This window comes from Microbacterium sp. (genome assembly GCF_031178525.1).
Classification (GTDB): domain Bacteria; phylum Actinomycetota; class Actinomycetes; order Actinomycetales; family Microbacteriaceae; genus Microbacterium.
The window spans coordinates 1-2,171 of the sequence record NZ_JAPSJA010000358.1 but is presented as its reverse complement, the minus strand read 5'-3'; the positions used below and the strand labels follow the sequence as shown (position 1 = coordinate 2,171).

Sequence of the window (2,171 nt, the reverse complement as noted above, 5' to 3'; positions counted from 1 at the left end):
CCCGAGCGCAAGGCGCTGTGGGACCGCCTGCAGTCGGGCGCGCTGCCCGAGGACATCGAGTCGGCGCTGCCCGCGTTCGAGGCGGGCAAGGACGTCTCCACCCGCGCGGCGTCGGGACAGGTCATCAACGCCCTCGCGGAGAAGCTTCCCGAGCTGTGGGGCGGATCGGCGGATCTCGCCGAGTCGAACCTCACGACCATCAAGAACGCGGCCTCGTTCATCCCCGACGAGTGGTCGACGCACGAGTGGACGGGCAACCCGTACGGCCGCGTGCTGCACTTCGGCATCCGCGAGCACGCCATGGGCGCGATCGTCAACGGCATCGTGCTGCACGGTCCGACGCGCGCGTTCGGCGGCACGTTCCTGATCTTCAGCGACTACATGCGCCCGTCCGTGCGCCTTGCGGCGCTGATGGACATCCCGAGCATCTTCGTCTGGACGCACGACTCGGTCGCGCTGGGCGAGGACGGCCCGACCCACCAGCCGATCGAGCAGCTCACCGCGCTGCGCGCGATCCCGAACTTCACGGTCGTGCGCCCCGCGGACGCCAACGAGACCGCCGCCGTGTGGCTGGAGATGCTGCGCCGCCGCAAGGGACCGGCCGGCATCGCCCTGACCCGCCAGAACATCCCGGTGTTCGAGCGCGGCGAAGGCGACGCGTCGGGCGAGACGTTCGCCTCGGCGTCGCTGGCCGCCAAGGGCGCGTACGTCCTCGCTGAGGCCCCGGGCGGCACGCCCGACGTGATCCTGATCGCGACCGGCTCCGAGGTGCAGCTCGCCGTCGCCGCCCGCGAGACCCTCGCGGCCGAGGGCGTCAACGCCCGCGTCGTGTCGGCGCCGTCGCTCGAGTGGTTCGCCGAGCAGGACGAGGCCTACCGCGAGAGCGTGCTGCCCGCGGCGATCAAGGCGCGCGTCTCGGTCGAGGCCGGCCTCGGCCTCACGTGGCGTCCGATCGTCGGCGACGCCGGCCGCTCGGTGTCGATCGAGCACTTCGGTGCGTCGGCCGATTACAAGACCCTGTTCGAGAAGTTCGGCGTCACCGCCGAGGCCGTGGTCACCGCGGCTCGCGAGACCATCAAGGAGAACGCATGACCACCCCCACCGCCGCGCTCGCAGCTCAGGGCGTCAGCATCTGGCTCGACGACCTCTCGCGTCAGCGCATCCTGTCCGGCAACCTGGCCGAGCTGATCTCGGCGCGCAACGTCTCGGGCGTCACGACGAACCCGACCATCTTCGCGCTCGCCCTCTCGAAGGGCGAGGCCTACGAGGGTCAGGTCGAGCAGCTCGCCGGCGAGGGCGCCTCGGTCGACGAGGCGATCTTCTCCATCACGACGGACGACGTCCGCAACGCGTGCGACCTGTTCCGTCCGCTGTACGACGAGACCGACGGCGTCGACGGCCGCGTGTCGATCGAGGTCTCCCCCGACCTCGCCCACGACACCGAGGGGACGATCGCGCAGGCCAAGGACCTGGCCGCGCGCGTGAACCGCCCGAACGTGCTGATCAAGATCCCCGCGACGAAGGCCGGCCTCCCCGCCATCACCGAGGTGATCGGCGCGGGCATCAGCGTCAACGTCACGCTGATCTTCAGCCTCGAGCGCTACGACGCCGTCATCGACGCCTACCTCGCGGGCCTCGAGAAGGCGCAGGCCGCGGGCATCGACCTGTCGGGCATCCACTCGGTCGCATCGTTCTTCGTGTCGCGCGTCGACTCCGAGGTCGACAAGCGCCTCACGGCGATCGGCACGGACGAGGCGAAGGCCCTCACCTCGCAGGCCGGACTCGCCAACGCCCGTCTGGCGTACGAGCTGTACGAGAAACGCTTCGCAGAGAGCCGCGCGACCGACCTCGTCGCGGCCGGCGCGAACGTGCAGCGCCCGCTGTGGGCCTCGACCGGCGTCAAGGACCCGGCCCTTCCCGACACGCTCTACGTCACGGGTCTTGTCGCCCCCGGCACGGTCAACACCATGCCGGAGAAGACGCTCGAGGCCACGTACGACCACGCCGAGGTCACGGGCGACACCGTCACCGGCGCGTACGCCGGATCGCACGAGCTGTTCGACAAGCTCGCCGCTGTCGGCGTCGACTTCGCCGACGTGACCGAGGTGCTCGAGGAGGAGGGCGTCGAGAAGTTCATCGCCTCCTGGCACGAGCTCCAGGCCACCGTGAAG

General features: G+C 70.5%; 2 protein-coding genes. Both read left to right on the top strand.

Annotation, left to right across the window (positions count from 1 at the left end; all coding sequences use genetic code 11):
* Positions 1-1,092 (top strand): transketolase C-terminal domain-containing protein (locus RIF89_RS14355; RefSeq protein WP_309069754.1); only part of this gene is annotated, 1,092 nt, incomplete at its 5' end.
* Positions 1,089-2,171: transaldolase (tal, locus tag RIF89_RS14350; RefSeq protein WP_309069753.1), on the top strand; the 1,083-nt coding region annotated here is incomplete at its 3' end. The genes RIF89_RS14355 and tal, both read left to right, overlap by 4 nt.